The organism is Comamonas sp. (assembly GCF_009360615.1).
Lineage (GTDB): Bacteria > Pseudomonadota > Gammaproteobacteria > Burkholderiales > Burkholderiaceae_C > Comamonas.
The window spans coordinates 1-3,610 of the sequence record NZ_SPEY01000003.1 but is presented as its reverse complement, the minus strand read 5'-3'; the positions used below and the strand labels follow the sequence as shown (position 1 = coordinate 3,610).

Below are 3,610 nucleotides of genomic sequence, written 5' to 3'. Positions count from 1 at the left end.
CTACATCACCATCCCCGTGCAGGCGCCCAATGTGCTCGTTGCCAGCCCGACGCAAAAGGCCCGCAGCGTGAGCGAGGTGATTGCCGCGCTCAAGGCCCATCCCGGCAAGATCAGTTTTGCAAGCTCCGGCAATGGTTCTTCGGACCATCTGTCGGCCGAACTGTTCTGGCAGCAGACGGGCACCGAAGCCGTGCATGTGCCCTACAAGGGCGGAGCGCCGGCCATCACCGATCTGCTGGGTGGGCAGGTGGATTTTTCCTTCCAGAACGTCAATGCCGTGCTGCCCCATCTGCGCAGCGGCAAGCTGCGTGCGATTGCCGTGACCGGAACCCAGCGTTCGCCGGTGCTGCCCGATGTGCCCACACTGGCCGAGGCCGGTGTCAAGGGGGCCGAGGTCTATTCCTGGCAGGGCATGGCCGCTCCCAGGGGATTGCCGGCCGACGTGAAGGCCAGGCTGTCCAAGGCGGCGATTGCCGCCGTGCAGCAGCCCGACATCCGCAAGCGCTTCGTGGAGCAGGGCCTGGAGATCGTGGGCAACACGCCCGAAGAGTTCACGCGCTATCAGGCCCAGGAGAACGAGCGCTGGAAGCAGCTGATCCAGACCCGAAAGATCACGGCGGATTGAAATGAGGTTCCCCCTGGGTCGCTTCGCGCCTTCCCCGGTGTGCACGGCGCCCTCGCTCGCTGCGCGGGAGGGGCGGCCGGCTCAGGCCCTTGCCGGGTGTCCATGGTCTTTGTTCGTGCCAGGGTTGAAAAGCTTTTTCCACATCGAGCACAGCGGATCACTGAGATAAAACTTCGGGTTGGCCTCTGGTCATCTCCCCAGGCCTGCCACCACACAGGCCTTTTTCACCGGGGCTTTCGGCCCCTGCAAGTTCCAAGGATTCCACGGCATGGCGACCTCCCGTCCACGCGTTCTCCAATTCGGCAAGATGCCGCTGCCCCAGCTTGATGCCGAACTGGCCCAGGCCTATGAGGTGACACTGCTGTCCGAGCAGCCTGAGCGCGAGCGCTTTCTCTGCGAGCACGGCGCGCAGTTCGAATACCTGGTCACCTCGGCCGCCATGGGCCTGCCTGCGGGCGTGGTCGACGCTCTGCCCAATCTCAAGTTCGTGAGCAGCTTCGGCGTGGGCTTCGACGCCCTCGACAAGGACGCTCTGCTGCGCCGTGGCGCACGTGTGGGCTACACGCCCGGCGTGCTCGACGGCTGCGTGGCCGACCTGGCCTTTGCCCTGCTGCTGGATGCCACGCGCGGCCTGAGCGAGTCCGACCGCTTCGTGCGCCGCGGCGACTGGAGCCAGAGCCGCTTCGGTATCCGCACCCGCGCCAGCGGCAAGCGCCTGGGCATCTTCGGCATGGGCCGCATCGGTTCCACCGTGGCGCGCCGAGCCTCGGGCTTCGACATGGAGGTGGCCTATCACAACCGTCGCCCCGTCGAGGGCTCGCCCCATCAGTACCTGCCCTCGCTGCGGGAGCTGGCGCGCTGGGCCGACATCCTGGTCATCACCGCCGCAGGCGGCGAAGGCACGCGCCACCTGGTGAATGCCGAAGTGCTGGCCGCCCTGGGCCCACAGGGCTTCCTGGTCAACGTGGCGCGCGGCAGCGTGGTCGACGAAGCCGCTCTGGCCGATGCCCTGGAGAACAAGCGCATTGCCGGTGCGGGCCTCGACGTGTTCGAGGACGAGCCCCGTCCCCTGCCGGCGCTGCTGGCCCTGGACAACGTGGTGCTGGCCCCCCACATCGCCAGCGGCACCCACGAAACGCGCCGCGCCATGGCCGACCTGGTGTTGCACAACCTGCAGCAGTTCATCGCCACTGGCCGCCCTGCGGCCGAGGTGCCCTGGTCCGCCGCGCAGTGATTTCCTTTTCCCTCCGAGTCTGTTGAAGAGCCTTCCCATGTCCACTACCCCGACCATCACCGCCATCGAAGTCATTCCCGTCGCCGGCCGCGACGGCATGCTCATGAACCTCAGCGGCGCGCATGCGCCCTACTTCACCCGCAACGTCGTGCTGGTGCACGACAGCGCGGGCCGTACGGGGGTGGGCGAGGTACCGGGCGGCGAAGGCATCCGCCAGGCCCTGGAGGACAGCCGGCAGGTGCTGATCGGCCGCTCCATCGGCCAGCACCTGCAGCTGCTGAAAGAGGTGCAGAAATCCCTGGAAGGCCGCGACACCGGTGGCCGTGGCCTGCAGACGTTCGATCTGCGCATCGGCGTGCACGCTGTGACCGCCATCGAATCCGCCCTGCTGGACCTGCTGGGCCAGCACCTGGGCGTACCCGTGGCCGCACTGTTGGGCGAAGGCCAGCAGCGCGAGCGCGTGGAAATGCTGGGCTACCTGTTCTTTGTGGGCCCCAGCGACAAGACCGGCCTGGACTACGTCAAGCCCGGCGAAGACAAGCTGGGCACGGACGACTGGAGCCAGGTGCGCCATATGACGGCCATGACGCCCGAGACCATCGTGCGCCAGGCCGAAGCCGCCTACGCACGCTACGGCTTCAACGACTTCAAGCTCAAGGGCGGCGTGCTGGCCGGCGAGCAGGAAGTCGAAGCCGTGACGGCCCTGGCGAAACGCTTCCCCGAGGCCCGCGTCACCCTGGACCCCAACGGCGGCTGGCTGCTCAAGGACGCCATCCGCCTGATGCGCGACATGCGCGGCGTGCTGGCCTACGCCGAAGACCCCTGCGGCGCCGAAGGCGGTTTCTCGGGCCGTGAAGTCATGGCCGAATTCCGCCGCGCCACCGGCCTGCCCACGGCCACCAATATGGTCGCCACGGACTGGCGCCAGATGGTGCACGCCCTGTCGCTGCAGTCCGTGGACATCCCTCTGGCCGACCCCCATTTCTGGACCATGGCCGGCTCGGTGCGCGTGGGCCAGACCTGCCGCGACTGGGGCCTGACCTGGGGTTCGCACTCCAACAACCATTTCGACATCTCGCTGGCCATGTTCACCCACGTGGCCGCCGCCGTGCCCGGCAAGGTCACGGCCATCGATACGCACTGGATCTGGCAGGACGGCCAGTACCTCACGCAGAACCCGCTGCAGATCAGGGGCGGCTTTGTGGAAGTGCCCAAGACCCCCGGGCTGGGCGTGACCGTGGACCGCGAAGCCCTCAAGCGCGCCAACGCCCTGTACCTGGAACACGGCCTGGGCGCGCGCGACGACGCCATCGCCATGCAGCACCTGATCCCGGGCTGGACGTTCGACAACAAGCGGCCCTGCATGGTGAGGTGATGCCTCCCCCTGAGGCGCTGCGCGCCTTCCCCCAGGGGGACGACGCCATCGCTGCGGGGCGGCCCTTGCTCGGCATCTCTGGCCTGGGCCGCGCCCTGATTTGCACGACGCTTGCTTCGCGTTCCTCTTTTTCTTACGGAGAACTCCATGTCCCGCTACGACAACCTCATCAACGGCCAATGGACGGCTGCTGACAGCTACTCCCCCAACACCAACCCCAGCGACCTGTCCGATGTGATCGGCGAGTACGCCCAGGGCGGTGCAGCCGACGTGCAGGCCGCCGTGGCCGCTGCCACCGCCGCGTTCCCGGCCTGGTCCACCTCGGGCATCCAGGCGCGCTCCGACGCCCTGGACAAGATCGGCACGGAGATCCTGG

General features: G+C 67.6%; 4 protein-coding genes. All 4 read left to right on the top strand.

Annotated elements, in window-relative coordinates; all coding sequences use genetic code 11:
* A partial coding sequence (locus E2583_RS00580) for a tripartite tricarboxylate transporter substrate binding protein (protein ID WP_291592186.1) occupies nt 1-625 on the top strand: 625 nt, incomplete at its 5' end.
* Between the two features lie 268 nt (nt 626-893).
* Nucleotides 894-1,859 carry a 2-hydroxyacid dehydrogenase gene (locus E2583_RS00575; RefSeq protein ID WP_291592184.1) on the top strand — a complete coding sequence of 322 codons (966 nt, stop codon included), beginning with the start codon at nt 894-896 and terminating at the stop codon, nt 1,857-1,859.
* 37 nt (nt 1,860-1,896) lie between these two features.
* Complete coding sequence (locus tag E2583_RS00570; RefSeq protein WP_291592183.1) at nt 1,897-3,234, top strand: enolase C-terminal domain-like protein; 1,338 nt, start codon at nt 1,897-1,899, stop codon at nt 3,232-3,234.
* Nucleotides 3,235-3,381: 147 nt separating this feature from the next.
* Nucleotides 3,382-3,610 (top strand): aldehyde dehydrogenase family protein (locus E2583_RS00565; protein ID WP_291592181.1); only part of this gene is annotated, 229 nt, incomplete at its 3' end.